Genomic DNA, 23,384 nt, shown 5'->3' on the forward strand with positions numbered 1-23,384 from the left:
TTTGCCCGCCGTCGAAGGACGGCGGGCTTTCTTTTGAAGAAGCGATTTGAAGCTCAGATGAACAAGTACCTCCTGTCCGGCCTTTGCCTGTTCGCGGCGAACGGCGCCCATGCCGACGCCCCGCCGCTGACGCTGCCCACCGGCACCATCACCGCACCGGCGGTGGATGACGAGGCCGTCAGCCTCGCCACCCCGACCGGCGCCGGCTCGCGCCTGAACCTCAGCGCCCTGGAGACCCCGGCCAGCACCGAAAGCCTCACCGGCGAGCGGATCCGCACCCGGGGCGACCGCAGCGTGCAGGACGCCGTGTCGCGCAGCACCGGCATCAGCCGCACCGGCACCCCCGGCGACGGCGGCACCTCGTTGCAGGCCCGCGGCTTCACCGGGCAGAGCTCGGTGATGCAGTTGTATGACGGCAACCGTATGTACACCGGCATGGGCACCGTGACCTTCCCGGTCGACACCTGGTCGGTGGAGCGCGTCGACGTACTGCGCGGCCCGGCCTCGGTGCTGTACGGCGAAGGCGCCACGGGTGCGGTGGTCAACACGATCCCGAAAAAGCCCTTCGAAGGCGAGATCGAAAACCGCCTGCGCGTCGGCTACGGCTCCTTCGACACCCAGCAGCAGGCGCTCGACAGCGGCGGCTCGCTGAGCGACACCCTGAGCTACCGCCTGAACCTCAACCGCCTGCGCAGCAACGGCTGGATCGACCGCGGCGACTCGTCCGCCGACTTCGTCAGCGCCGCCCTGCGCTGGCAGGCCCGGGACGACCTGACCTTCACCCTGGCCCACGACTACGGCGACCAGCGTCCGCAGAACTATTTCGGCACCCCGCTGATCGGCGGCCGCCTGAAGGACAGCCTGCGCAACAAGAACTACAACGTGCGCGACGACAAGCAGCACTACAACGACCAGTGGACGCGCTTGACCAGCGACTGGCAGATCAACGACACGGTCAGCGCCAGCAACGAACTCTATTACCTCAAGGCCCGACGCCGCTGGCAGAACGCCGAGAACTACAACTTCGACCGCGACAGCCAGCAGTTGAGCCGCAGCGGCTACTTCGGCATCGGCCACAAGCAGGAGCAGGTCGGCGACCGCCAGACCTTCACCTTCAAGCACTCGCTGTTCGGCCTCGACAGCCAGACCGTCACCGGCGTCGACTACAACCGCATCCGCTTCCGCCTCGACAGCAACTCGCCGTTCAACGACGTGTTGCCGGACGGCCAGCCGCTGGACGTGTACCGTCCGCAGCCGGGCCATTTCGAGAGCGCCGATCCTTACCGCGGCCAGTTCCAGAGCACCACGAAGCAAATGTCGGCGTTCGCCGAAAACCGCACGCAACTGAGCGAGCGCTGGTCGCTGGTGACCGGCGTGCGCCGCGACTACGTGCACGTGGACCGCGACAACCTGGTCAACGACAGCCGCAGCGACAAGACCCTGACCGGCAACAACTGGAAGGCCGGACTGGTGTTCGCCCTGACGCCGCAGACGTCGTTCTACGGTCAGGTGGCCACCAGCACCGACGGCGTCGGCGGCCTGATTTCCCTGAGCCCGAGCCAGCAGCAGTACGACCTGGCCACCGCCCGGCAGACCGAGATCGGCATGAAGCAGCTGTTCTGGGACGACCGCGGCGAATTCACCCTGGCGGCCTACCGCATCGTGAAAAAGAAACTGCTGACCGACGATCCGGGCAATCCGACGCTCAAGCAGCAGGTCGGCCAGCAGTCGTCCAACGGCCTGGAAGCCAGCCTCGACCTGCAACTGCCGCACGCCTGGCGGATGCAGGCCAACGCGGCCATCGTCAAGGCCAAGTACGACGACTTCGAAGAGGTGGTCGCAGGCGTCCCGGTCTCGCGCAACGGCAACCGTCCGGTGGACGTTCCGCGGCGCACCGCCAACCTGTGGCTGGACAAGGCCCTCACCGACGATCTGAAGGCCGGCGCCGGCGTGCGTTATGTCGATGCGCGCTACGCCGACATGGCCAACCGCAACGAGCTGCCGAGCTACACCGTGGTCGATGCGACGCTGTCGTGGAAAGCGCTGCGCAACACCACGCTGGGTCTGCAGGTGAACAATCTGTTTGACCGGCAGTACGCGCAAAGCCAATACAATGAGGGCCAGCAGTGGATTCTGGGTGAGCCTCGTTCGTTCTTTGTCACGGCTGACTACACCTTCTAGAACAGGAACGAAATGACCTCACTGTCCCTCACCGATCTTGCCTGGACACCTCTGGGCCACGGCCACTGCCATCACCAGTTCCAGCTGCGTGACGCCTCGTTGCAAGTGGCCGCCGGTGAGTTCGTCGGTCTGATCGGGCCCAATGGCAGCGGCAAGACCAGCCTGTTGCGTTGCGCCTACCGTTTCAGTCAGCCGGAGCACGGTGAGGTCAAGCTCGATCACCACAACGTCTGGAAGCAATCCTCGCGCTGGTGCGCCCAACGCATCGCCGTGGTCTTGCAGGAATTCCCCGATGCCTTCGGCCTGACCGTCGAAGAAGTGGTCGCCATGGGCCGCACGCCGCACAAAGGCCTGTTCGACGGCGACACGCTGGAAGACCGTCACCTCGCCACTCGGGCGCTGCAATCGGTGGGGCTGCACGGCTTCGAAGATCACGCGTTCGCCACCCTTTCCGGCGGCGAAAAGCAACGGGTGATCCTGGCCCGCGCCCTGACCCAGCAACCGCAATTGCTGATCCTCGACGAGCCGACCAACCACCTCGACCCGCGTTATCAGTTGGAGCTGCTGCAACTGGTCAAGCGTTTGCGGATCGGCACCCTGGCGAGCATCCACGACCTGAACCTGGCCGCCGCGTTCTGCGACCGGTTGTATGTGATCAACCACGGCCGCATCGTCGCCAGCGGCACGCCGCAAGCAGTGCTCACCGTTGAATTGCTGCGCGACGTGTTCGGCGTCGAAGCATTGATCGATCCACACCCCCTCCACGGCTACCCGCGAATCACCTGGATTACCCGACCATGACTGTGCGCTCCCTGCTTTGCCTCGCCCTGTTGCTGGGCACCACCCAAGCCTTCGCCGAGGCCACGAAGTACCCGCTGATGATCCACAGCTGCAACCGCGAAGTCACCTTCAAGGAAGCGCCGAAACACGCGGTCAGCCACGACATCAACATGACCCAGATGATGCTCGCCCTCGGCCTCAAGTCGAAGATGGCCGGCTACAGCGGCATCAGTGGCTGGAAATCGGTAACGCCGCAGATGCGGTCGCTTTTGGATGGTTTGCCGGAACTGGCAGCCAAATACCCGTCGGTGGAAACGTTGCTCGACGCCAACGTCGATTTCTTCTTCGCCGGCTGGGATTACGGCATGCGCGTCGGTAGTGATCTCACGCCACAGACCCTGCAACCGCTGGGCATCAACGTCTATGAGCTGACCGAGTCCTGCGCCTTCGTGATGAAGCGCCCGGCCGCCTCGCTGGACGACACTTACAACGACCTGCGCAACCTCGGAAAGATCTTCGACGTGCAGGATCGCGCCAATGCGCTGATCACCGGCATGCAAAGCCAGGTCGCGGAAATCCGCAAAGACCTGCCCGCCGAAAAACCGCGCGTGTTCCTGTACGACAGCGGCGAAGACCGCGCCATGACCTCCGGCCGCCTCGGCATGCCGCAGGCGCTGATCGACGCCGCGGGAGGGCGCAACGTTCTCGACGACGTCGAAGCGAGCTGGACCCGGATCAACTGGGAAACCGTGGTCGAGCGCAATCCGCAGGTAATCGTCATCGTCGACTACAGCGAAATCACCGCCGAGCAGAAGATTGAATTCCTGCTGAAGAACAAGGCCCTGCAATCGGTGGACGCGATCAAGAACCAGCGCTTCATCGTCATCCCCTACGTGCAGGCCACGCCGGGGATCGACAACGTGCTCGCGGTTGAAACCCTGGCCAAAGGGTTCCACGGCGAATGATCAGTCGTCGTTACGGCTGGCTGCTGATCGCCCTCGGCGCGGCGCTGCTGGTGTCATGCGTGGTGTCACTGGGCTTCGGCCCTGCGCGGGTGCCGGTGGACGTGGTGTGGCGGATCCTGCTGCACAAGCTGTTCGCCGTCGGCGTGCCCGACTGGAGCGCCGGCCAGGAGCACATCGTCTGGCTGATCCGCGTGCCGCGCATGTTGCTCGGTGCGCTGGTCGGGGCCGGACTGGCATTGATCGGTGCGGTGCTGCAGGCGGTCACGCGCAATCCGCTGGCCGATCCGCACCTGCTCGGCGTCACTTCCGGTGCAACCCTCGGCGCAGTGATCGTGGTGCTGCACGTCGGTGAAATCGTCGGTCTGCTGACCTTGCCGATCGCCGCGTTCATCGGCGCGTTGTCGAGCATGTTTCTGGTACTGGGCATCGCCAACCGTCAGGGTCGGCTGGACAGTGATCGCCTGCTGCTGTGTGGCGTGGCGGTGTCGTTCGTGATGATGGCGATCGCCAATCTGCTGCTGTTCATGGGCGATCATCGAGCCAGTTCGGCAGTCATGTTCTGGATGCTCGGCGGCCTCGGTCTGGCGCGTTGGGATTTGTTGGCGGTGCCGGCGCTCAGCGCCCTGCTCGGGTTGATCCTGCTGCTGGGCATGGCCCGACCGCTGAACGCCTTGATGGCCGGCGAACAGACGGCCGTCACCCTCGGCCTGAACGCTCGGTCGGTGCGTCTTCGGGTGTTCGTGATTGCTTCGCTGATGACCGGGGTGCTGGTGTCGATCAGCGGCTCCATCGGCTTTGTCGGACTGATGGTGCCGCACATCGCCCGGCGTCTGATCGGTGCAGAACATCGGCGCCTGCTGCCGGTGTGCGTGTTGCTCGGCAGTGTGTTTCTGGTGTGGGTCGACGTCGCCGCACGCACGCTGATCGCCCCCGAAGACCTGCCCATCGGCATCGCCACCGCGGCCCTCGGCGGACTGTTCTTCATCGGCCTGATGCGCCGCCGCTGAGCCTGCCTTAGACTGCGCACCCGATTTTTCTCAGGATGAGCGTCATGTTGAAAACAGCTGTTGTCGCGTTGCTGTTTGTGGGATCCAGCGCGGTGCTGGCCGATACGACCGTCGATGTCTCGAAGGTCTACGGCAAGATCAAATTCGTCGACAGCTTCCCCGATTACAAGGTGAAGGTCGTGGACTCGTTTCCCGATCTCAAAGTGAAGAGAGTCGACTCGTTCCCGGACTCGGCCGGCAAATGGAAAACCGTCGACAGCTTTCCCGACTACAAAATCCAGATCGTTGATTCCTTCCCTGATTTCACCATCAAGTACGTCGATTCGTTCCCCGGCGTGAACTGAGTTGCAACCGACACCGCTGCCGCCTGGCGGCAGCACCACGATGAAGCACTTCCTTGCACCACACCCTGCCGCCTGTCCCCTCCTGGTGCGCCGCCTCTGCGCGCAACCGCTCTAGACCGACATTTTCCTGCCCGATCCAGACCGGGCACAGCCCTTGCAAAACACCCTTCAGTCGTCCGCATCTGCCAACCATAAAAAACTTTAACGTTCATGGAGATCGCACAATGAAGCGTCGCAGTTTGATCAAGGCTTTCACACTCTCGGCAAGCATTGCCGCGATGGGCATGACCTGGACGGCCCAGGCCGCCGAGACCATCAAGGTCGGGATTCTGCATTCGTTGTCCGGCACCATGGCGATCTCCGAGACGTCCCTCAAGGACATGGCGCTGATGACCATCGACGAGATCAACGCCAAGGGCGGCGTCAACGGCAAGCTGCTGGAGCCGGTGGTGGTGGACCCGGCGTCGAACTGGCCGCTGTTCGCCGAGAAGGGCCGGCAGTTGCTGACCCAGGACAAGGTGGCAGTGGTGTTCGGCTGCTGGACCTCGGTGTCGCGCAAATCGGTGCTGCCGGTGTTCGAGGAGCTCAACGGGCTGCTGTTCTACCCGGTGCAGTACGAAGGCGAGGAAATGTCGCCGAACGTGTTCTACACCGGCGCCGCGCCCAACCAACAGGCGATCCCGGCGGTCGAGTACCTGATGAGCGAGGACGGCGGCGGCGCCAAGCGCTTCTTCCTGCTCGGCACCGACTACGTCTACCCGCGCACCACCAACAAGATCCTGCGCGCGTTCCTGCATTCCAAGGGCGTGGCCGACAAGGACATCGAAGAGGTCTACACCCCGTTCGGCCACAGCGACTACCAGACCATCGTGGCCAACATCAAAAAGTTCTCGGCCGGCGGCAAGACCGCGGTCGTCTCCACGGTCAACGGCGACTCCAACGTGCCGTTCTACAAGGAACTGGCCAACCAGGGCCTGAAGGCCACCGACGTACCGGTGGTGGCGTTCTCGGTGGGCGAGGAAGAACTGCGCGGCATCGACACCAAGCCGCTGGTGGGCAACCTTGCGGCGTGGAACTACTTCGAGTCCGTCGAGAACCCGGTGAACAAGAAATTCGTCGATGACTGGAAAGCCTACGCGAAGAAACACAACCTGCCGGGCGCCGACAAGGCCGTGACCAACGACCCGATGGAAGCCACCTACGTCGGCATCCACCTGTGGGCCCAAGCGGTGGAGAAAGCCAAGTCCACCGACGTCGACAAGGTGCGCGAAGCCCTCGCCGGCCAGACCTTCGCCGCGCCGTCGGGCTACACCCTGACCATGGACAAGACCAACCATCACCTGCACAAGCCGGTGATGATCGGCGAGATCCAGCCGGACGGTCAGTTCAACGTGGTCTGGCAGACCGAAGGCCCGGTCCGCGCCCAGCCGTGGAGCCCGTTCATCCCGGGCAACGACAAGAAGCCGGAGTATGCGGTGAAGAGCAACTGACCCCTTGAACGTCAGGCTTGGGCACGACGCCTGAGCCTGACACCGATCCTGTGGGAGCTGGCTTGCCAGCGATGGCATCACCTCGGTTCGCCAGGTGCACCGAGTCGCCTGCATCGCCGGCAAGCCAGCTCCCACACAATCCAAGCAAGGCGCCTCTCTATGCCCACTGCCCTTATCCGCTTGATCCTGGCCGTCGCACTGTTGCTGCCGATGGCCACCCACGCCGGGGATGCCGAAGACTTCGTCGCCGCCAACCCCGCGCAACAGGCCAAACTGCTGGAAGCCTGGGCCGCGCAGCCCGATCCGGCGCGCATCGAACTGCTCGGCGCCCTGCAGCAAGGCGAACTGACCGTCGCCGGCCAGACCAAGACCCTGCGCCTGAACAACCGCCTGCGGGGCCTGACCGACACCGCCCTGGCCAGTCACCAGTTGCTCGCCGCCGACGCGAAGATCCGCCTGGGCGCTGCGCAGCAATTGCAGAAGAGCGCCAAGCCCGCCCAACTGAACTTCCTCGACCGGCAACTGGCCGGCGAAACCGATGAGCATGTCCACGCCGCCCTGAGCCTGGCGTTGGCCAACCTGCAACTGGCGGACGCCGACCCGGCGGTGCGCCTGGCCGCCGTGCGCCTGCTCGGCGAGACCGGCGACCCGCTGGCCCGCACCCGCCTCGAAGGCGTGCTCGAACCCGGCGCCGAAACCGACGCCGGCGTGCGCACGGCGGCCGAAACCAGCCTGGGCCAGGTCAAGCGCAAGCTGCTGGTGGGCGACCTGCTCGGCCAGGCGTTCAGCGGACTGTCCCTGGGCTCGATCCTGCTGCTGGCGGCGCTGGGCCTGGCGATCACCTTCGGCCTGCTCGGCGTGATCAACATGGCCCACGGCGAAATGCTGATGCTCGGCGCCTACTCGACCTACGTGGTGCAACTGCTGATCCAGCGCCACGCGCCGCAGGCCCTGGAGTTCTATCCGCTGATCGCGCTGCCGGTGGCGTTCTTCGTCACCGCCGCCATCGGCATGGCCCTGGAGCGCACGGTGATCCGCCACCTCTACGGCCGGCCGCTGGAAACCCTGCTCGCCACCTGGGGCATCAGCCTGATGCTGATCCAACTGGTGCGCCTGGCGTTCGGCGCGCAGAACGTCGAGGTGGCCAACCCGGCGTGGCTGTCCGGCGGGATCCAGGTGCTGCCGAACCTGGTGCTGCCCTACAGCCGCATCGTGATCATCGCCTTCGCGCTGTTCGTGGTGGCGCTGACCTGGCTGCTGCTGAACAAGACGCGCCTGGGCCTGAACGTGCGCGCCGTCACCCAGAACCGCAGCATGGCCGCCTGCTGCGGCGTGCCCACCGGACGGGTCGACATGCTCGCCTTCGGCCTCGGCTCGGGCATCGCCGGCCTCGGCGGCGTGGCGCTGAGCCAGATCGGCAACGTCGGGCCGGACCTGGGCCAGAGCTACATCATCGACTCGTTCCTGGTAGTGGTGCTCGGCGGCGTCGGCCAACTGGCCGGCAGCGTGTGCGCCGCCTTCGGCCTCGGTGTGGCCAACAAACTGCTCGAACCGCAGATCGGTGCGGTGCTCGGCAAGATCCTGATCCTCGCGCTGATCATTCTGTTCATTCAGAAGCGTCCGCAAGGCCTCTTCGCTCTCAAGGGACGGGTGATCGACTGATGAACCAGCCACTGTTGCTCACGGCCACGCAAAAGGCCGGCCCTACCATCACCCTCGCCGTCGGCGCCGCGGCGTTCGCCCTGCTGATCGCCCTGGCACTGCTGTCGCTGCTGCCGGCGGACAGCGCGCTGCACGTCTCGGCCTACACCCTGACGCTGGTCGGCAAGATCCTCTGCTACGCCATCGTCGCCCTGGCGCTGGACCTGGTCTGGGGCTACGCCGGCCTGCTGTCGTTGGGGCACGGCCTGTTCTTCGCCCTCGGCGGCTACGCCATGGGCATGTACCTGATGCGCCAGGCCGCCGGGGACGGCTTGCCGGCGTTCATGACGTTCCTGTCGTGGAACGAGTTGCCCTGGTACTGGAGCGGCACCGACCACTTCCTCTGGGCCCTGTGCCTGGTGGTGCTGGCGCCGGGGCTGCTGGCGCTGGCGTTCGGCTTCTTCGCCTTCCGTTCGCGGATCAAGGGCGTGTACTTCTCGATCATGACCCAGGCCCTGACCTTCGCCGGCATGCTCCTGTTCTTTCGCAACGAGACCGGGTTCGGCGGCAACAACGGCTTCACCAACTTCCGCACGATCCTGGGCTTCGGCATCACGGAACCCGGCACCCGCGCGGCGCTGTTCCTGGCTACGGTGCTGTTGCTGGCGGCGAGCCTGTTCATCGGCTGGAAGCTGGCCCGGAGCAAGTTCGGCCGGGTGCTGACCGCCCTGCGCGATGCGGAGAACCGCCTGATGTTCTGCGGCTACGACCCGCGCGGCTTCAAGCTGTTCGTCTGGGTGTTGAGCGCAGTGCTGTGCGGATTGGCCGGCGCCCTGTACGTGCCGCAGGTGGGGATCATCAACCCGAGCGAGATGTCGCCGACCAACTCCATCGAAGCCGCGGTGTGGGTCGCCCTCGGCGGGCGCGGCACCCTGATCGGCCCGCTGTTCGGCGCCGGCCTGGTCAACGGCATGAAGAGCTGGTTCACCGTGGCCTTCCCCGAATACTGGCTGTTCTTCCTCGGCGCGCTGTTCATCGGCGTGACCCTGTACCTGCCCAAAGGCGTGATCGGCCTGCTGAAAAAACGAGGTGAGCCATGAGAGTGACCGCCAGCGCCGAGTTCATGCTCGAACCGGCCTTCTTCCCGCCGCTGGATCCGAACCGCGACGCCGGCACCGGCCGCGATGCCCTGGGCCTCGGCCAGCGTGTCGGCCCGGGGCTCGACACCCGCCACGGCACGATCCTGACCCTGGAAGACATCAGCGTCAGCTTCGACGGCTTCAAGGCGCTGAACGACCTGAACCTGTACATCGGCGTCGGCGAGCTGCGCTGCATCATCGGCCCCAACGGCGCGGGCAAGACGACGCTGATGGACGTCATCACCGGCAAGACCCGCCCCACCCGCGGCAAGGCCTGGTTCGGCGAAACCCTGGACCTTGCGCAGATGAGCGAGGTGCGGATCGCCCAGGCCGGCATCGGCCGCAAGTTCCAGAAGCCCACGGTGTTCGAAGCCCTGAGCGTGTTCGAGAACCTGGAGCTGGCGCAGAAGACCGATAAGTCGGTGTGGGCCAGCCTGCGGGCGCGCCTGAGCGGCGAGCAGAAAGACCGCATCGCCGAGGTGCTGGAGACCATCCGCCTGAGCGCCTCGGTCAACCGGCCGGCGGGCCTGCTGTCCCACGGCCAGAAGCAGTTCCTGGAGATCGGCATGCTGCTGATGCAAGACCCGCAGTTGCTGTTGCTCGACGAACCGGTGGCAGGGATGACCGACGCCGAGACCGAGTTCACCGCCGAACTGTTCAAGTCGCTGGCGGGCAAGCATTCGCTGATGGTGGTGGAGCACGACATGGGCTTCGTCGGCGCCATCGCCGACCGCGTCACCGTGCTGCACCAGGGCAGCGTGCTGGCCGAAGGGTCGCTGGAGCAGGTGCAGGACAACGAGCGGGTGATCGAGGTGTACCTCGGTCGCTGAACCTTGCGAATACAAATCCTGTGGGAGCTGGCTTGCCGGCGATAGCGGTGGGTCAGGCACCCGCCATGTCGAATGTGCCGGCCCTATCGCTGGCAAGCCAGCTCCCACAGGGGCAGAGTGATACTCAAGGAACTTGAAGATGCTGCAAGTCGACAAGCTGCACCAGTACTACGGCGGTAGCCACATCCTGCGAGGCCTGAGCTTCGAGACGAAGGTCGGTGAAGTCACCTGCCTGCTCGGGCGCAACGGCGTGGGCAAGACCACGCTGCTCAAGTGCCTGATGGGCCTGTTGCCGGCCAAGGAAGGCACGGTGAGCTGGGAAGGCCGGGCGATCACCGCGCACAAGCCGCACCAGCGGGTGCACGCCGGCATCGCCTACGTGCCCCAGGGCCGGGAGATCTTCGCGCGGCTGACCGTGGAGGAGAACCTGCTGATGGGCCTGTCGCGCTTTCCCGGCCGCGAGGCCAAAGAGGTGCCGGCGTTCATCTACGAGCTGTTCCCGGTGCTGCAGCAGATGAAGCAGCGGCGCGGCGGCGACCTGTCCGGCGGCCAGCAGCAACAGCTGGCCATCGGCCGCGCCCTGGCCAGCCGCCCGCGCCTGCTGATCCTCGATGAGCCCACCGAAGGCATCCAGCCGTCGGTGATCAAGGAAATCGGCGCCGTCATCAAGCGGCTCGCCGCCCGCGGCGACATGGCGATCCTGCTGGTGGAGCAGTTCTACGACTTCGCCGCCGAACTGGCCGACCAGTACCTGGTGATGTCCCGCGGCGAGATCGTGCAGCAGGGCCGCGGAGAAAATATGGAGGCCGAGGGTGTGCGCGGGCTGGTAACGATCTAGTCTGTAGCGTCCCGGCGATCATCGAAGAACATGAACTCACCCGTCCCCACCGCCCTGTTCACCCCGAGCTGGCACGCCGAGCTGGAGCTGGCCTACGCCCGCTTCGGCGACTGCACCCGCCCCACACGGCGCCGCCACCTCGGCCCGCTGCGCGTGCAGAAGCACCTGTACGCCGAAGGGCCCGAGGTCTGCCAGCACATCATCGTGCACCCGCCGGGCGGCATCGCCGGCGGTGACCGGCTGAACATCGGCGCCCATGTCGAACGGGACGCCTGGGCCCAGATCACCAGCCCCGGCGCGGCCAAGTGGTACCGCGCGGCCGGGCCGGCCTTCCAGCGGCTCGACCTGCGCGTCGGCCCCGGGGCGACCCTGGAATGGCTGCCCCAGGAGACCATCGTCTACAGCGCCGCCCAGGCCGAACTCACCACCTCGATCGACCTTGAGGACGACGCCCGCCTGTTCTACTGGGACGTGGTGGCGCTGGGCCGCCCGGCCGCCGGGGAGCGCTTCGACCGCGGCCACTTCCAGGCGCACCTGGACATCCGCCGCGACGGTCGGCCGCTCTGGCACGAACGCCAGCGCATCGCCGGCGGCGACGGCCTGCTGGACTCGCCGATCGGGCTGGACGGCCATCCGGTGTTCGCCACATTGCTGGTCACCGGCGAGATCGACGCCGGGCTGCTGGAGCGCTGCCGCGCCCTGGACCCTGGCGTGCGCGGCGACCTGACCCAACTGCCGGGGTTGCTGGTGGCCCGCTGCCTGGCCGCCGAGGCGCTGCAGGCCCGCGCCTGGCTGATCGGCCTGTGGCGCCTGCTGCGCCCGGTGCTGCTGGGCCGCGAGGCCGTGCCGCCACGGATCTGGAACACCTGAATGAAGCTTTTGTGCGGGAACGGGCTCGCTCCCGCAAGGATCGGCATCCGCCGCTCCGACACCTTTTCGAACTGCCCTGACGGATGTCTACGATGGACCTGACCCCACGCGAAAAAGACAAGCTGCTGATCTTCACCGCCGGCCTCGTCGCCGAGCGGCGCCTGGCCCGCGGCGTGAAGCTCAACTACCCCGAAGCCATGGCCTACATCTCCGCCGCGCTGCTCGAAGGCGCCCGCGACGGCCAGACCGTGGCCGACCTGATGCACTACGGCACCACCCTGCTGACCCGCGAGCAGGTGATGGAAGGCATCCCGGAAATGATTCCGGAGATCCAGATCGAAGCGACATTCCCCGACGGCACCAAACTGGTCACCGTCCACCAACCGATCGCCTGAGGCCGCGCCATGACCTACACCCTGCGCGATGCGCTGCACGCCGACCTGCCGGCGATCCGCGACATCTACAACGACGCCGTGCTCAACACCACGGCGATCTGGAACGAACAGGCGGTGGACCTGGGCAACCGCCAGGCGTGGTTCAGCGCCCGCCAGGCCCAGGCCTACCCGATCCTGGTGATCACCGACGCCGACAACACCGTGCTCGGCTACGCTTCCTTCGGCGACTGGCGGCCGTTCGACGGTTTCCGCCACACCGTCGAGCATTCGGTCTATGTGCGCAGCGACCAGCGCGGCAACGGCCTGGGGCCGAAGTTGATGACGGCGCTGATCGAACGGGCGAAGGCCTGCGGCAAGCACGTGATGGTCGCCGCCATCGAAAGCGGCAACGCGGCGTCGATCCGCCTGCACGAGCGCGCCGGCTTCATCGTCACCGGGCAGATGCCGCAGGTGGGCACCAAGTTCGGCCGCTGGCTCGACCTGACGTTCATGCAACTGACCCTCAATCCCGGCGCGCAGCCACCGGCCGCCCACAAGGAGTGACACCGATGAACCCCGCCCAACTGCGACGCGTCAATGCCGAAAGTTTTGCGCACTACCGCCAGGGCCTGATCGACCTGCTGCTCGACGCGGTGGGTTACGGCGCCAGCGTCGGCTTCATGGCCGGCCTCGACGCCGCCCAGGCCCGTGCCTATTTCGACGATGTGCAGGACAGCGTGAACAAGGGCAGCGTCCTGCTGTGGGTGGTGGTCAAGGACGAGCAGGTGCAGGCCAGCGTGCAACTGAGCCTGTGCCAGAAGGCCAACGGCCTGAACCGCGCCGAGGTGCAGAAGCTGCTGGTGCGCGAAAACGCCCGCCGCCGCGGCCTCGGCCAGCAACTGATGGACGCGCTGGAGCAGACCGCGCGCCAGCACAGGCGCGGCATGCTGTACCTCGACACCGAGGCCGGCTCGCCGGCCGAAGACTTCTACCGGGCGCAGGGCTACACCAAGGCCGGGGAGATTCCCGACTACGCCTGCGGCCCGGACGGCACCTACCGCCCGACGGCCCTCTACTACAAGATCCTGCAAGGAGCGAACGGATGATTCCCGGCGAATACCAGATCCGGCCCGGCGACATCGAACTCAACGCCGGCCGCCGCACCCTCAGCCTGACGGTGGCCAACCGCGGCGACCGGCCGATCCAGGTCGGCTCGCACTACCACTTCTTCGAGACCAACGACGCCCTGGCCTTCGACCGCGCCGCCAGCCGCGGCATGCGCCTGAACATCCCGGCCGGCACCGCCGTGCGCTTCGAGCCTGGGCAGAGCCGCGAGGTGGAGCTCGTCGAGCTCGCCGGGCTGCGCCGGGTGTTCGGGTTCGCCGGCAAAGTCATGGGCGACCTCGACTGAGGCCCTGTGGCGAGGGAGCTTGCTCCCGCCCGGGTGCGCAGCGCCCGCAATCCGGGCAACGCGCAATGGGTGAAGACAATCATCGGCAGGTTTTGGGGCTGCTGCGCAGCCCGACGGGAGCGCGCTCCCTCGCCACAACACATTCGTGCAAGGAACTGGAATGAAGATCTCGCGTCAAGCCTACGCCGACATGTTCGGCCCCACCGTCGGCGACAAGGTGCGCCTGGCCGACACCGAGCTGTGGATCGAAGTCGAGCAGGACTTCACCACCTACGGCGAAGAAGTGAAGTTCGGCGGCGGCAAGGTGATCCGCGACGGCCAGGGCCAGAGCCAGCGGCTGGCCGCCGAGGTGGTCGACACCGTCATCACCAACGCGCTGATCGTCGACCACTGGGGCATCGTCAAGGCCGACGTCGGCCTCAAGGACGGGCGCGTCAACGCCATCGGCAAGGCCGGCAACCCGGACATCCAGCCCGGTGTCACCTTCGCCATCGGCGCCGGCACCGAAGTCATCGCCGGCGAAGGCATGATCCTCACGGCCGGCGGCATCGACACCCACATCCACTTCATCTGCCCGCAGCAGATCGAAGAGGCGCTGATGAGCGGCGTCACCACCATGATCGGCGGCGGCACGGGACCGGCCACCGGCACCAACGCCACCACCTGCACCTCGGGGCCGTGGCACCTGGCGCGGATGCTCCAGGCCGCCGACGCGTTCCCGATGAACATCGGCCTCACCGGCAAGGGCAACGCCAGCCTGCCGGAGCCGCTGATCGAGCAGGTCAGGGCCGGCGCCATCGGCCTCAAGCTGCACGAGGACTGGGGCACGACCCCGGCGAACATCGACAACTGCCTGAGCGTCGCCGACCGGTTCGATGTGCAGGTGGCGATCCACACCGACACCCTCAACGAGTCCGGCTTCGTCGAGACCACCCTCGGCGCGTTCAAGGGCCGCACCATCCACACCTACCACACCGAGGGCGCCGGCGGCGGCCATGCGCCGGACATCATCAAGGCCTGCGGCTTCCCCAACGTGCTGCCGAGCTCGACCAACCCGACCCGGCCGTTCACCCGCAACACCATCGACGAACACCTGGACATGCTGATGGTCTGCCATCACCTGGACCCGAGCATCGCCGAAGACGTGGCGTTCGCCGAAAGCCGCATCCGCCGCGAAACCATCGCCGCCGAAGACATCCTCCACGACCTCGGCGCGTTCTCCATGATCAGTTCCGACAGCCAGGCCATGGGCCGGGTCGGCGAGGTCATCACCCGCACCTGGCAGACCGCCGACAAGATGAAGCGCCAGCGCGGCCCGCTGCCCCAGGACGGCGAAGGCAACGACAACTTCCGCGCCAAGCGCTACATCGCCAAGTACACGATCAACCCGGCGATCACCCACGGCATCAGCCATGAGGTGGGTTCGGTGGAAGTGGGCAAATGGGCCGACCTGGTGCTGTGGCGTCCGGCGTTCTTCGGGGTCAAGCCGACGCTGATCCTCAAGGGCGGCGCCATCGCCGCCAGCCTGATGGGCGACGCCAACGCGTCGATCCCCACGCCGCAGCCGGTGCATTACCGGCCGATGTTCGCCAGCTATGGCGGCTCGCTGCACGCCACCAGCCTGACCTTCATCAGCCAGGCCGCCCACGAGGCCGGATTGCCCGAGGCCCTGGGCCTGAAAAAGGCCATCGGCGTGGTCAAGGGCTGCCGCGACGTGCAAAAGACCGACCTGATCCACAACGACTACCTGCCGGCCATCGACGTGGATCCGCAGACCTACCAGGTCAAGGCCGACGGCGTGCTGCTGTGGTGCGAACCGGCGGACACCCTGCCGATGGCGCAGCGGTATTTCCTGTTCTGATCCGGTGCTCCGCAGGGGCTGTGGCGAGGATCCCGGGGGACGGCTTTGCCGTCCAGCGGGAGCAAGCGCCCTCGCCACAGCAATTCATCCCGTTTTTCGCCAGACGGACTACGCTTCGAGACGCTCCCCTGTGAATCGCATCAGGTAACCGTTCATGCGTCTTTCCGAATTCATCGTGGCCAACGTCGATCCCATCGTCGAAGAGTGGGAGACCTTCGCCCGCACCATCACCCCGGCGGCCGACTACCTGGACAGCCCGGCCCTGCGCGACCACGCCCGCTCGCTCCTGCTGGCCGCCGCCCGGGACATGGACAAACCGCAGACCGCCGACGAACAGGCCGACAAGTCCAAGGGCGAAGGGCCGCCCAAGACCCCGAGCCTGGACCAGGCCGGCGCCAGCCATGGCGAAATGCGCCACTCGGTGGGCTTCGACCTGGTGCAGATGACCTCCGAGTTCCGCCACTTGCGCGCCTGCGTGATCCGCCTGTGGGTCGACAGCCTGCAGACGCCGGACCGCACCGGCCTGCGCGACATGATCCGTTTCAACGAAGCCATCGACGAAGCCCTGGCCGAGTCCACGGCGGCCTACGCCGAACAGGTCAACCGCTCGCGGGACATCTTCCTGGCCATTCTCGGCCACGACCTGCGCGCGCCGCTGCAGGCCGTGACCATCTCCACCGAAATGCTGCTGCGCAAGGCCGCGCTGCAGGACGACGCCCTGCCCTTCGTGCAGAACATCAAGGACGGTTCGCGGCACATGGCGGCCATGGTCAGCGACCTGCTGGAACTGGTGCGCAGCCGCCTGGGCAAGAGCCTGCCGATCGAACCGGCGCCGATGGACCTGGCGGACACCGCGCGGGCGGCCATCGCCGAGGCCTTCGCCGGCAATCCGGACAGCGACACGATCCTGAAGGTCGAGGGCGACACCCACGGGGTGTGGGACGCCGGACGGCTGGCCCAACTGCTGCAGAACCTGATCGGCAACGCCTTGCAGCACGGCACCGGCCCGCAGGGCGTGGTGGTGAGCCTGCACGGGGAAGCCGACAGCGTGCGCCTGACCGTGCACAACCACGGCGAGCCGATCTCAGAGGACGCCATCGGCACGATTTTCGACCCGCTGGTGCGCAGCGCCGACGAAGTGCTCGGCCAGACGTCCACCAGCCTCGGGTTGGGGCTGTTCATCGTCAAGGAAGTGGTGACCGCCCATGGCGGGACGATCGAGGTCAGTTCGAGCGGGGAGGAAGGGACGCTGTTCAGCGTGGTGTTGCCGAGGAAGGCTTAACCTGAGAGTCCGCGTGACCGTTCATCGCGGGCAAGCCCGCTCCCTCAGGGGAATGCGGTCAACAGTGGCATCGGGCTCGCTCAGGGCTGCGAGCCGACGAAGAGGCCGATTAAGTCCGCGCAAGGATCACTCGGCCACCAACCGCGCCAGGCGCTGGCGCAGCATCCGGTTCTCCGCCCGCAGCGCCTTCACCTCCTCCAGCAGCTCCATCGCCAGCGCCACCCCTTCCCACTCAAGCTCCAGGTCGCGCCGCAGCTTGGCCGCGCGCCGGGCCAGGGTCAGTTCGACATCGGTGAAGCGCCACTCCCGGGGCTGCGCGCCCTGAGGTTCGAGGATGCCGTGCTCGACGATCTCGATCACGTAGGCGTCCGTCAGGTCGGTCGCCTCACAGAATTCTGCCATGTCCAGTTGAACGATCAGGGGGCTGCTCATGCCGGGCTACTCCGTCGCTGGGTTCAGAAGTTCTCTCGCGGATTGAAGGCGGCTTTCTTGGCCAGTTCCTGCCACAGGGCCTTGACGTCGTCGCCCGTCGCCTTCGGCATCACGGCCTTGAGCTGGACGAACAGGTAACCGCGCTCGCCGGCCTTGTTCTTCAGGCCGTGGCCCTTGGCGCGCATGCGCTGGCCGTTCTGGCTGCCGGCCGGCACCTTGAGGTTGATCTTGCCGGTCAGGGTCGGCACCGCCACCTCGGCGCCCAGCGCCAGTTCCCACGGCGCCAGCGGCAGGGTGATGATCAGGTTGTCGCCTTCGACGTCGAACTTGGGGTGCGGCGCGAAGCGGATGGTCAGGTACAGGTCGCCGTTGGCCCCGCCGCCGACGCCCGGTGCGCCCTGGCCCTTGAGGCGGATGCGCTCGCCGTCGGTCACCCCCGCCGGGATCTTCACGTTCAGGCTCTTGCTGGTGTTGCTGACGTGCTGGCCCGCCGCGTTGTGCTGCGGCACCTGGAAGGTGACTTTCTTCGACTCGTTCGACAGGGTCTCCTCAAGGAAGATCGGCAGTTCCATTTCCACGTCCTGCCCCCGGCGCCCGGCGCTGCGCGATTGCCGGCCGCCACCGCCGAAGCCGGGGCCGCGGTTGCCGAAGATCGAGCTGAAGAAATCGGAAAAGTCGCCGCCGTCGGATCCGCCGCCGAAGCCGCCGCGGCTCTGCCAGCCCGGAGGGCCCTGGAACGGCTGGCCGTGCTGGCCGTAGCGGCGCAGGTCGTCGTACTCGGCGCGCTTGTCGGCGCTCTTGAGCGCCTCATAGGCTTCCGAGGCGTCCTTGAACTTGGCCTCGGCGTCCTTTTCCTTGCTGACATCGGGGTGGTACTTGCGCGCCAGCTTGCGATAGGCGGCCTTGATCGCCTTGTCGTCCGCCGTCGGCTCCACGCCGAGTATCTTGTAATAGTCTTTGAAGTCCATCTAAGGAGTCACCATCGTCATCGGTTTCGCGCCAGTGTCAGCTTGCGCCGATTCGCGCAGGCCGGTTTGACCGATCTCAACTTTGTGACCGATCGGCGCAGCAGAAGTTTATCGGCAGTGGACGGCGGTTCTTGCGACCGCCGGTGATCTGCCGGCCCATGCCAGCAAGTTTGGGGCGATGCGCAGGCTTTCAAGGCATCCGGGCGGCAAATTGCGGATGACCGGCCTTCGAATCTGCCGCGCACTGGCATACACTGCGCGGCCGTTTTTTTGACCGGAACCGAAAGACATGAAAGACGCCTCTCCAGCCCGTGCCTGCGGCATCGACTTCGGCACGTCCAACTCCACCGTCGGCTGGCTGCGCCCCGGCATGGAAACGATGATCGCGCTGGAAGACGACAAGATCACCCTGCCGTCGGTGGTCTTCTTCAATATCGAAGAACGCCGTCCGGTGTACGGGCGCCTGGCGCTGCACGAGTACCTGGAAGGCTACGAAGGCCGCCTGATGCGCTCGCTCAAGAGCCTGCTCGGTTCCAAGCTGATCAAGCACGACACCAGCGTGCTGGGCACGGCCATGCCGTTCAAGGACTTGCTCGGGCTGTTCATCGGCCAGCTCAAGGGCCGCGCCGAGGCCTCCGCCGGCCGCGAGTTCGAGCAGGTGGTGCTGGGCCGCCCGGTGTTTTTCGTCGACGACGATCCGCTGGCCGACCAGGAAGCCGAAGACACCCTGGCGGAGGTGGCGAAGAAGATCGGCTTCAAGGACGTGTCCTTCCAGTACGAGCCGATCGCGGCGGCGTTCGACTACGAGTCGACCCTGGAACGGGAAGAACTGGTGCTGATCGTCGACATCGGCGGCGGTACGTCGGACTTCTCCTTGGTGCGCCTGTCGCCCGAGCGCCGGGGTGTGGACAACCGTCACGACGACATCCTCGCCACCGGCGGCGTGCACATCGGCGGAACCGACTTCGACAAGCAGTTGAGCCTGCAGGGCCTGATGCCGCTGTTCGGCTACGGCAGCCGGATGAAGAGCGGCGCGTTCATGCCCACCAGCCACCACATGAACCTGGCGACCTGGCACACCATCAACTCGGTGTACTCGCAGAAATCGACCCTGGCCCTGGGCAGCATGCGCTACGACATCGAGGACACCGGCGGCATCGACCGCCTGTTCAAGCTGATCGAGCAGCGCGCCGGCCACTGGCTGGCGATGGAAGTGGAAGAGACCAAGATCCAGCTGACCCACAGCGACAGCCGCCAGGTGGCGCTGGACCGGATCGAGGCCGGGCTCAACGTGGAACTGACCCGGACGCTGTTCGAGTCGGCCATCGACCCCCAGCTTGAGCGCGTGCGCGCCAGCGTCACCCAACTGCTGGCCGACGCCGGCGTGGCGGTGGGCCAGGTCGACACGGTGTTCTTCACCGGCGGCTCCAGCGGCATCCCCGCGCTGCGCAACAGCGTCGCGGCGATGCTGCCCAACGCGCGGCATGTGGAAGGCAACATCTTCGGCAGCATCGGCAGCGGGCTGGCGATCGAGGCGATGAAGCGCTACGGCGCGATGAACTGACCCCACTGCCCTCGCCACAACTGACCGGGCAAGCCAGCCAGGCTCGCCCGGTCAGACCATCCCCGCGAGCTTCAGCTCGCTCTTCAGGTACGCATAGTAGATCGGCCCCGCCACCACCCCCGGCAAGCCGAACGCCGCCTCGAACACCAGCATCGCCAGCAGCAGTTCCCAGGACTTGGCGCTGATCTGCCCGCCGACGATGCGCGCGTTGAGGAAGTATTCCAGCTTGTGGATGAAGATCAGGTAGCCCAGCGCCGCGATCGCCACCCAGATCGACAGCGACAGGCCGACGATAGTGATCAGGGTGTTCGACATCAGGTTGCCGATCACCGGCAGCAGGCCGAGCAGGAAGGTCAGCACGATCAGGGTCTTGGTCAGCGGCAACTTGATGCCGAACAGCGGCAGGATCACCGCCAGGAAGATCCCGGTGAAGAAGGTGTTGAGCAGGGAAATCTTGATCTGCGCGAAGACGATGTTGCGAAACGCCTGGACCAGCAGGTGCAGGCGGTCGAACAGCGCGGCTGCCAGCGGCTTGCGCTTGGTGACGTCCGGCACCCGCTGCAGGGCGATGATCGCGCCGAGCACCATGCCGATCAGCAAGGTCACGAACATGTGCGCCGCGTCCTTGCCCACCAGTTGCAGATCGGCCAGGTGCTTGCTCATCCACTCGCCGATGGCCACCCGGAACTCAGCGGCGCTGGCCGGCAGGTAGGCGTCGACGAAGGGCGGCAACTGGCCCCGCGCGCGGTCGACCACGCCCATGAACTTGTCGAGGGAAGCGCCGGGGTTCTCCGCCTCATGCAGCAGGAAACTGATGGCGCCGGCGAAGATCAGCGCCAGCACGCTCACCACCAGCGTGCCGAGCAGCGCCACCGCCAGCCAGCGGGCGCGCCGGCCTTCGATCAGCCGCTGCAGTTGCGGGGTAAGCATGTTGACCAGTTCGAACACCAGCAGCCCGGCCAGCAGGCTGGGCAGCAGACGCAACGGCAACACCAGCAGCAACCCGCCGAAAATGATGATCCAACTGGCCCACAACACGACATGACGCTCAGAAAACGTTGGCATACAGCCTCAAAACGAACGGCGTAAAAGGATTGGCAGTCTGCCAGCGATCCGGGGTGAGCACTAGGGATATGCACATCGCCAGCAGGCTGGTTCCCACAGGGGGCGGTTGGATGCCAGCCTCTGCGTTCTCCTTGCCACGGGCGGCGATCCGATTAAGTCCGCACGCCCGCCGCAAGCCTCAGCCGATCATTTTTTCTTCAGGCAATCGCTCATGAAGGTCTTGCGCGCATCGCCGGTCAGGGCCTTGGTCGCCGCATCGGCGTTGCAGGTCTTCATCTTCTGCTGCTGCGGGGTCAGGGCCTTGGCGTCGTTGGCCGCCGGCGCCGCTTTCAGGCAGGTGCTCATGAAGGCCTTGCGCTCGTCGCCCTTGAGGCTCTTGGCCGTGGCGTCGGCGTTGCAAGTGGTCATCTTGTTCTGTTGCGCCGTGGCGGCGAACCCTTGGGAGCACAGCAGCAGGCCGATCATCAGCAAAGGGACACGCAACATCTTCATGGAGTTTTCTCCTGGTCGCCGCACCGACGGGTGCGGCCTCTCCGGCAGTGTAGTCAAAGCTTGTTACACCTTCCTGCCGTCCAGGTGGCTACGCCGGTACTGCTCCGGCGTGCACCCGGCCTGGCGGGCGAACATGGCGATGAACGCCGAGCCGCTGCTGTAGCCGAGGTCGAAGGCGATTTCCTGCACGCTGCGCGGGCTCTCCAGCGCTTCGATGGCCGCCAGGTAACGCAGGCGCTGGCGCCATTCGCCGAAACTCATCCCCAATTCGCGCACGAACTGCCGCGCCAGGGTGCGCTCGCTCACATGCACCTGCTGCGCCCAGTGCGCCAGGGTCTGGTTGTTGCCGGGCTCGGCCTGCAGCGCGTCGAGGATCGCCAGCAAGCCCGGGCTGCTGGCGTAGGGCAGGTAGCACTCGTGCACCGGCGCCTGGCGCAACTGGTCCACCAGCACCTGGGCCAGGCGCCGGTCGGCGTCGAGGTCGGGGATCTTCACGTCGCGGGCGGCGAAGTCCTTGAGGATCGCCTTGAGGATGTCGCTGATCGCCAGGGTGCAGGCCCGCGCCGGCAGGTCGGCGCACACCGAAGGGGCCAGGCACACCGCCCGGTAGTTGACCGGCTGATGGCTGTAGAAACTGTGCTCGACCTGCGGCGGCACCCACACCGCGTACTGCGGCGGAGACATGAAGCGGCTGCCGTCGACGTCCATGTGCAGCACGCCATGGGCCGCGTACTCCAGCGTGCCCCAAGGGTGGCGGTGCGGCGCGGCGTATTCGTGGGCGTTGAAGTCGGCGTAACGGAAGTACACCGCCGACGGCAGTTCGCTGAAATCCAGCAGGTCGATGTGTTTGCTGCTCATGCTGTCCGTCATCAGGGGCAGGTTGTCCGGTTCGCAGTATAGGGCTGGATCCGGACAGAGGATAATTGGCCATCCTTCAACGTTTCGGTTTTTCCCCATGCAATACGCGTTTCCCCTGCTGGCGATCTTCATCTGGGCCGGCAACACCGTGGTCAACAAGCTCGCGGTCGGTGCGATCTTCCCCGCCGAGATCGGCTTCTACCGCTGGCTGCTGGCCGGGCTGTTCTTCACGCCTTTCATGCTCAAGGGCGTGATCGCCCACTGGCCGCAGATCCGCCCGAACCTGGGCAAGATCTTCGTGCTCGGCGTGCTGGGCATGGCGGTCTACCAGAGCCTGGCCTACTTCGCCGCGACGATGACCAGCGCCACCAACATGGGCATCATCCTGTCGCTGATGCCGCTGATGTCGCTGGCCATGGCCATCGCCAGCCTCGGCCAGCGCCTGACCGCCGGGGCGCTGGTGGGTGCGGTGCTGTCGTTCGCCGGCGTGCTGGTGGTGGTGTCGTCGGGCAGCCTCGGCGCCCTGCTGCAGCACGGCGTGAACCTGGGCGACGCGATGATGCTGGTCGCCACCCTCGCCTACGCGGTCTACAGCACCTTGCTGAAGAAGTGGCAGCTGCGCCTGCCGCCGCTGGTGCTGCTGTACCTGCAAGTGCTGGTGGCGGTGGTGGTGCTGTTTCCGCTGTACGCCGCCTCGCCGAAGACCGGCCTGACCCTGCACAACCTGCCGCTGGTGCTGTACGCGTGCCTGCTGGCCTCGATGCTCGCGCCGCTTGCTTGGATGCAGGCCGTGCAGCGCCTGGGCCCGAGCCGCACGACCCTGTTCTTCAACCTGCTGCCGTTGATCACGGCCCTGATCGCCGCAGTGGTGCTCAAGGAGCAACTGGCGATGTACCACCTGGTGGGCGGGCTGCTGACGCTGGGCGGGGTGATTCTCTCCGAGCGCTGGACCACCGTGATCGGCAGCAGGGCGAGCCTGGCCTGATCCCTCA

Annotated in this window: 24 protein-coding genes; 19 read left to right on the top strand and 5 right to left on the bottom strand. The window is 66.2% G+C overall.

Annotation, left to right across the window (positions count from 1 at the left end):
* Positions 1–57: 57 nt before the first annotated feature.
* The 17 genes from CAG31_RS15950 to CAG31_RS16030 all read left to right on the top strand — a co-directional run bounded on the left by CAG31_RS15950 (position 58) and on the right by CAG31_RS16030 (position 17,013).
* Positions 58–2,181 (top strand): TonB-dependent siderophore receptor, encoded by a 2,124-nt coding sequence (locus CAG31_RS15950; protein ID WP_085582760.1) that lies wholly within the window; start codon positions 58–60, stop codon positions 2,179–2,181.
* Between the two features lie 12 nt (positions 2,182–2,193).
* Positions 2,194–2,982, top strand: coding sequence for an ABC transporter ATP-binding protein (locus CAG31_RS15955; protein ID WP_085582762.1), 789 nt, complete (start codon positions 2,194–2,196; stop codon positions 2,980–2,982).
* Positions 2,979–3,926, top strand: a complete 948-nt coding sequence (locus tag CAG31_RS15960; protein WP_085582764.1) for an ABC transporter substrate-binding protein — start codon at positions 2,979–2,981, stop codon at positions 3,924–3,926. Before CAG31_RS15955 ends, CAG31_RS15960 begins: the two co-directional genes overlap by 4 nt.
* On the top strand, positions 3,923–4,933 hold the full coding sequence (locus CAG31_RS15965) for an iron ABC transporter permease (RefSeq protein WP_085582766.1): 1,011 nt from the start codon (positions 3,923–3,925) through the stop codon (positions 4,931–4,933). The genes CAG31_RS15960 and CAG31_RS15965 overlap by 4 nt, the downstream gene beginning before the upstream one ends.
* Before the next feature lie 44 nt (positions 4,934–4,977).
* On the top strand, positions 4,978–5,277 hold the full coding sequence (locus tag CAG31_RS15970; RefSeq protein ID WP_085582768.1) for a hypothetical protein: 300 nt from the start codon (positions 4,978–4,980) through the stop codon (positions 5,275–5,277).
* Between the two features lie 224 nt (positions 5,278–5,501).
* Positions 5,502–6,767 (top strand): urea ABC transporter substrate-binding protein, encoded by a 1,266-nt coding sequence (urtA, locus tag CAG31_RS15975; RefSeq protein WP_085582770.1) that lies wholly within the window; start codon positions 5,502–5,504, stop codon positions 6,765–6,767.
* A 159-nt stretch (positions 6,768–6,926) separates the two neighbouring features.
* Positions 6,927–8,429 carry an urea ABC transporter permease subunit UrtB gene (gene urtB, locus CAG31_RS15980; protein WP_085582772.1) on the top strand — a complete coding sequence of 501 codons (1,503 nt, stop codon included), beginning with the start codon at positions 6,927–6,929 and terminating at the stop codon, positions 8,427–8,429.
* Entirely contained in the window at positions 8,429–9,508 is a 1,080-nt protein-coding gene (urtC, locus tag CAG31_RS15985; RefSeq protein WP_085582774.1) for an urea ABC transporter permease subunit UrtC, read from the top strand. The genes urtB and urtC overlap by 1 nt, the downstream gene beginning before the upstream one ends.
* On the top strand, positions 9,505–10,377 hold the full coding sequence (gene urtD, locus CAG31_RS15990) for an urea ABC transporter ATP-binding protein UrtD (protein ID WP_085582776.1): 873 nt from the start codon (positions 9,505–9,507) through the stop codon (positions 10,375–10,377). Before urtC ends, urtD begins: the two co-directional genes overlap by 4 nt.
* Positions 10,378–10,516: 139 nt before the next feature.
* The gene (urtE, locus tag CAG31_RS15995; RefSeq protein WP_085582778.1) at positions 10,517–11,215 is read left to right on the top strand and encodes an urea ABC transporter ATP-binding subunit UrtE; all 699 of its coding nucleotides are present in this window, start codon (positions 10,517–10,519) and stop codon (positions 11,213–11,215) included.
* Between the two features lie 30 nt (positions 11,216–11,245).
* Positions 11,246–12,085 (top strand): urease accessory protein UreD, encoded by an 840-nt coding sequence (locus CAG31_RS16000; protein WP_085582780.1) that lies wholly within the window; start codon positions 11,246–11,248, stop codon positions 12,083–12,085.
* A gap of 92 nt (positions 12,086–12,177) precedes the next feature.
* Positions 12,178–12,480 carry an urease subunit gamma gene (ureA, locus tag CAG31_RS16005; RefSeq protein WP_085582782.1) on the top strand — a complete coding sequence of 101 codons (303 nt, stop codon included), beginning with the start codon at positions 12,178–12,180 and terminating at the stop codon, positions 12,478–12,480.
* Between the two features lie 9 nt (positions 12,481–12,489).
* Positions 12,490–13,023 carry a GNAT family N-acetyltransferase gene (locus CAG31_RS16010; protein WP_085582784.1) on the top strand — a complete coding sequence of 178 codons (534 nt, stop codon included), beginning with the start codon at positions 12,490–12,492 and terminating at the stop codon, positions 13,021–13,023.
* A gap of 5 nt (positions 13,024–13,028) precedes the next feature.
* Positions 13,029–13,565, top strand: a complete 537-nt coding sequence (locus CAG31_RS16015; RefSeq protein ID WP_085582786.1) for a GNAT family N-acetyltransferase — start codon at positions 13,029–13,031, stop codon at positions 13,563–13,565.
* Positions 13,562–13,870: an urease subunit beta gene (locus tag CAG31_RS16020; RefSeq protein WP_085582788.1), complete on the top strand. Its 309-nt coding sequence runs from the start codon at positions 13,562–13,564 to the stop codon at positions 13,868–13,870. The genes CAG31_RS16015 and CAG31_RS16020 overlap by 4 nt, the downstream gene beginning before the upstream one ends.
* Positions 13,871–14,030: 160 nt before the next feature.
* Positions 14,031–15,731: an urease subunit alpha gene (gene ureC, locus CAG31_RS16025; protein ID WP_085582790.1), complete on the top strand. Its 1,701-nt coding sequence runs from the start codon at positions 14,031–14,033 to the stop codon at positions 15,729–15,731.
* Positions 15,732–15,885: 154 nt separating this feature from the next.
* The gene (locus CAG31_RS16030; protein ID WP_085582792.1) at positions 15,886–17,013 is read left to right on the top strand and encodes a sensor histidine kinase KdpD; all 1,128 of its coding nucleotides are present in this window, start codon (positions 15,886–15,888) and stop codon (positions 17,011–17,013) included.
* 126 nt (positions 17,014–17,139) lie between these two features.
* On the opposite strand, the gene CAG31_RS16035 is transcribed toward CAG31_RS16030, so the two are convergent.
* Together CAG31_RS16035 and CAG31_RS16040 are read right to left on the bottom strand one after the other, a co-directional pair.
* The gene (locus CAG31_RS16035; RefSeq protein ID WP_085582795.1) at positions 17,140–17,445 is read right to left on the bottom strand and encodes a chaperone modulator CbpM; all 306 of its coding nucleotides are present in this window, start codon (positions 17,443–17,445) and stop codon (positions 17,140–17,142) included.
* A gap of 23 nt (positions 17,446–17,468) precedes the next feature.
* Positions 17,469–18,413, bottom strand: coding sequence for a DnaJ C-terminal domain-containing protein (locus tag CAG31_RS16040; RefSeq protein WP_085582797.1), 945 nt, complete (start codon positions 18,411–18,413; stop codon positions 17,469–17,471).
* A 289-nt stretch (positions 18,414–18,702) separates the two neighbouring features.
* Between CAG31_RS16040 and CAG31_RS16045 the strand changes: the two genes are divergently transcribed.
* Positions 18,703–19,977: an Hsp70 family protein gene (locus tag CAG31_RS16045; protein ID WP_085582799.1), complete on the top strand. Its 1,275-nt coding sequence runs from the start codon at positions 18,703–18,705 to the stop codon at positions 19,975–19,977.
* 51 nt (positions 19,978–20,028) lie between these two features.
* On the opposite strand, the gene CAG31_RS16050 is transcribed toward CAG31_RS16045, so the two are convergent.
* The 3 genes from CAG31_RS16050 to CAG31_RS16060 all read right to left on the bottom strand — a co-directional run bounded on the left by CAG31_RS16050 (position 20,029) and on the right by CAG31_RS16060 (position 22,392).
* Entirely contained in the window at positions 20,029–21,042 is a 1,014-nt protein-coding gene (locus tag CAG31_RS16050) for an AI-2E family transporter (RefSeq protein WP_085582801.1), read from the bottom strand.
* A 186-nt stretch (positions 21,043–21,228) separates the two neighbouring features.
* A complete protein-coding gene (locus tag CAG31_RS16055; protein WP_011332224.1) occupies positions 21,229–21,534 on the bottom strand; it encodes a PsiF family protein in 306 nt (101 codons plus the stop codon).
* Positions 21,535–21,597: 63 nt separating this feature from the next.
* Positions 21,598–22,392 (bottom strand): helix-turn-helix transcriptional regulator, encoded by a 795-nt coding sequence (locus CAG31_RS16060; RefSeq protein WP_085582803.1) that lies wholly within the window; start codon positions 22,390–22,392, stop codon positions 21,598–21,600.
* Positions 22,393–22,489: 97 nt separating this feature from the next.
* Between CAG31_RS16060 and CAG31_RS16065 the strand changes: the two genes are divergently transcribed.
* The gene (locus CAG31_RS16065; protein ID WP_085582805.1) at positions 22,490–23,377 is read left to right on the top strand and encodes a DMT family transporter; all 888 of its coding nucleotides are present in this window, start codon (positions 22,490–22,492) and stop codon (positions 23,375–23,377) included.
* The last annotated feature ends 7 nt before the right edge of the window (positions 23,378–23,384 follow it).

Source organism: Pseudomonas sp. R25(2017) (genome assembly GCF_002112565.1).
In the GTDB taxonomy this organism is placed as follows: Bacteria; Pseudomonadota; Gammaproteobacteria; order Pseudomonadales; family Pseudomonadaceae; genus Aquipseudomonas; species Aquipseudomonas ekonensis.

Bases quoted from the DNA above. Each gene is read 5' to 3' on its own strand.
- CAG31_RS16035 (WP_085582795.1), bottom strand. From the start codon at position 17,445: ATGAGCAGCCCCCTGATCGTTCAACTGGACATGGCAGAATTCTGTGAG.
- CAG31_RS15965 (WP_085582766.1), top strand. From the start codon at position 3,923: ATGATCAGTCGTCGTTACGGCTGGCTGCTGATCGCCCTCGGCGCGGCG.
- CAG31_RS16020 (WP_085582788.1), top strand. From the start codon at position 13,562: ATGATTCCCGGCGAATACCAGATCCGGCCCGGCGACATCGAACTCAAC.
- CAG31_RS16055 (WP_011332224.1), bottom strand. From the start codon at position 21,534: ATGAAGATGTTGCGTGTCCCTTTGCTGATGATCGGCCTGCTGCTGTGC.
- CAG31_RS16060 (WP_085582803.1), bottom strand. From the start codon at position 22,392: ATGAGCAGCAAACACATCGACCTGCTGGATTTCAGCGAACTGCCGTCG.
- urtE (WP_085582778.1), top strand. From the start codon at position 10,517: ATGCTGCAAGTCGACAAGCTGCACCAGTACTACGGCGGTAGCCACATC.
- ureC (WP_085582790.1), top strand. From the start codon at position 14,031: ATGAAGATCTCGCGTCAAGCCTACGCCGACATGTTCGGCCCCACCGTC.
- CAG31_RS16015 (WP_085582786.1), top strand. From the start codon at position 13,029: ATGAACCCCGCCCAACTGCGACGCGTCAATGCCGAAAGTTTTGCGCAC.
- CAG31_RS16040 (WP_085582797.1), bottom strand. From the start codon at position 18,413: ATGGACTTCAAAGACTATTACAAGATACTCGGCGTGGAGCCGACGGCG.
- CAG31_RS15970 (WP_085582768.1), top strand. From the start codon at position 4,978: ATGTTGAAAACAGCTGTTGTCGCGTTGCTGTTTGTGGGATCCAGCGCG.
- CAG31_RS15960 (WP_085582764.1), top strand. From the start codon at position 2,979: ATGACTGTGCGCTCCCTGCTTTGCCTCGCCCTGTTGCTGGGCACCACC.
- CAG31_RS15955 (WP_085582762.1), top strand. From the start codon at position 2,194: ATGACCTCACTGTCCCTCACCGATCTTGCCTGGACACCTCTGGGCCAC.
- CAG31_RS16045 (WP_085582799.1), top strand. From the start codon at position 18,703: ATGAAAGACGCCTCTCCAGCCCGTGCCTGCGGCATCGACTTCGGCACG.
- ureA (WP_085582782.1), top strand. From the start codon at position 12,178: ATGGACCTGACCCCACGCGAAAAAGACAAGCTGCTGATCTTCACCGCC.
- CAG31_RS16065 (WP_085582805.1), top strand. From the start codon at position 22,490: ATGCAATACGCGTTTCCCCTGCTGGCGATCTTCATCTGGGCCGGCAAC.
- urtC (WP_085582774.1), top strand. From the start codon at position 8,429: ATGAACCAGCCACTGTTGCTCACGGCCACGCAAAAGGCCGGCCCTACC.
- urtB (WP_085582772.1), top strand. From the start codon at position 6,927: ATGCCCACTGCCCTTATCCGCTTGATCCTGGCCGTCGCACTGTTGCTG.
- CAG31_RS16030 (WP_085582792.1), top strand. From the start codon at position 15,886: ATGCGTCTTTCCGAATTCATCGTGGCCAACGTCGATCCCATCGTCGAA.
- CAG31_RS16010 (WP_085582784.1), top strand. From the start codon at position 12,490: ATGACCTACACCCTGCGCGATGCGCTGCACGCCGACCTGCCGGCGATC.
- CAG31_RS15950 (WP_085582760.1), top strand. From the start codon at position 58: ATGAACAAGTACCTCCTGTCCGGCCTTTGCCTGTTCGCGGCGAACGGC.
- CAG31_RS16000 (WP_085582780.1), top strand. From the start codon at position 11,246: ATGAACTCACCCGTCCCCACCGCCCTGTTCACCCCGAGCTGGCACGCC.
- urtA (WP_085582770.1), top strand. From the start codon at position 5,502: ATGAAGCGTCGCAGTTTGATCAAGGCTTTCACACTCTCGGCAAGCATT.
- urtD (WP_085582776.1), top strand. From the start codon at position 9,505: ATGAGAGTGACCGCCAGCGCCGAGTTCATGCTCGAACCGGCCTTCTTC.
- CAG31_RS16050 (WP_085582801.1), bottom strand. From the start codon at position 21,042: ATGCCAACGTTTTCTGAGCGTCATGTCGTGTTGTGGGCCAGTTGGATC.